We start from the raw sequence: 1,644 nt of genomic DNA, 5'->3' as shown, positions 1-1,644 counted from the left end.
CTACGCCGTGCAGGCCCAGCGCCCGCCCACGCCGCTGCCGCCGCTCCAGGCCGCCCGCCCGGCCTACCCGGCCGAGCGGGTCGACGCGGCCGCCCTCGCCGCCGAGCAGCCCGCGCCGCTCGGCATCGACGGCGACCTGACCAAGCTGCTGATCGGCGCCCCCGAGGGCAGCGCCCCCTGGGGCGACTACCCGGACAAGCCGAGCTGGATCTCGATCGGCGAACTCGCCGAGCAGAACGGCAGGTCGGCCGGCACGTTCAAGGAACTCGCCTCGCGCGGCTTCCGGCGCGCGGCCGAGGTCGACTGGAAGAAGGACGGCGTCTTCTACCGCGCCCAGCTGATCCAGTTCACCGCGGACCGTGCCGACGAGGCGAAGGCCGACCACTGGCAGGAGTTCGCCGAGGGCGCCAACGGCGGCTACAGGGTGGACGCCGTGCCCACCCACTGGGCCGAGAGCACCGAGCAGTACTACTACGGCCAGGCCGCCGCCACGCGCGGCACGGTGAAGATGAGGATCCAGGTCTTCGACACCAAGCCGGTGAACCCCGACACCCTCAAGGACCTCGCCAAGCGGCAGTGGGAGCGGCTGGTATGAACGACGACACCGTGACCACCTCCGCCGCCGCCCCGGGCGCGCCCGGGACGGCGCCCGAGGGTTCGCCCATCGGGTCCGCCGCGCCCGCAGGCCTCGCCGCACCCGCCGGCCCGAGCCCCGCCTCCCGCCGCCTGCTGCGCGCGGGGGCCGCGACCGCCGCCGCCGCGCTGGTCGGCGTGGCCGTCGGCGTGGGCATCATCAAGACCCAGTACGACGACCCCGCGCCGGCCACCGCCGCCGCGCCGTCCACCGGTCCCACCCCCACCGCGACCGCCACGCCGTACGGCGCCAAGTCCAACGGCAGCCACTTCGGTTCGATGCGCGACCTGCTGCTGCCCGTCCCGGCCGGCTACCGGCCCGGCCCGGACGACGGCGGCTACGGCCACGACAGCGAGCAGAACGGCGAGCAGCTGTCCGCCGAGATGGACGCCGACCTCCAGCAGCTCCCCAAGGACAAGCGCGACAAGATGCGCGCCTACTGGGAGGGCATGCACGTCAAGGCCTCCGGCGTGCGCACCTACCTCGCCGACGGGGACGACCTGGTGATCGGCCTGAAGCTGCGCCAGTTCAACCAGCAGGAAGTGCAGCGGATCAACGAGTACACCGCGGTCTTCACCGGCGACACCGGCCTGTTCCGGGTCGGCCCGGCCGTCCCCGGGCACCCCGAGGCGCACTGCTACCTGATGCCGGCGCCGCCGTCCGCGCCGATCGACTACCTGGAGTGCTCGGCCGCCGAGGGCGACCTCCTGGTGGTCATGAGCGCCGAGGGCGTGGCGCCGCTGCCCAAGGACAAGATCGTCGCCCTGTTCACCCTCCAGCTCGACCGCCTCGCCCGCCCCGGAGCCTCCGTATGACCGACCACGCCACCCCGCCGCCCGCGCCCGCGAACGCGCCCGTGCCCGGGAAGGGGGCCGATCCGGTCCTGGAGGCGCTCGCCGCGCCCGTCGCCGAGCCCTTCGCCGCCGCCGAGGACCCCGCGGCCCTCGCCGAGCAGGAGGCCCGCCGCACTGGTGGGAGCCGCGCCGGGGCCCGGGCGCTCGGGCCCCGGG

At 75.2% G+C, this 1,644-nt stretch carries 2 protein-coding genes and 1 pseudogene; all 3 read left to right on the top strand.

Annotation, left to right across the window (positions count from 1 at the left end):
- Positions 1–595: hypothetical protein (locus AE652_RS40965; protein ID WP_159028728.1), on the top strand; the 595-nt coding region annotated here is incomplete at its 5' end.
- A complete protein-coding gene (locus tag AE652_RS40960) occupies positions 592–1,449 on the top strand; it encodes a hypothetical protein (protein ID WP_049661024.1) in 858 nt (285 codons plus the stop codon). The genes AE652_RS40965 and AE652_RS40960, both read left to right, overlap by 4 nt.
- Positions 1,446–1,644, top strand: a pseudogene (locus AE652_RS40955) (hypothetical protein); the annotation flags it as partial. The gene AE652_RS40960 and the pseudogene AE652_RS40955, both read left to right, overlap by 4 nt.

This window comes from Kitasatospora sp. MY 5-36 (genome assembly GCF_001182915.1).
Classification (GTDB): Bacteria; Actinomycetota; Actinomycetes; order Streptomycetales; family Streptomycetaceae; genus Kitasatospora.
This window is presented reverse-complemented; position numbering and strand designations above follow the sequence as displayed.

Bases quoted from the DNA above. Each gene is read 5' to 3' on its own strand.
- AE652_RS40960 (WP_049661024.1), top strand. From the start codon at position 592: ATGAACGACGACACCGTGACCACCTCCGCCGCCGCCCCGGGCGCGCCC.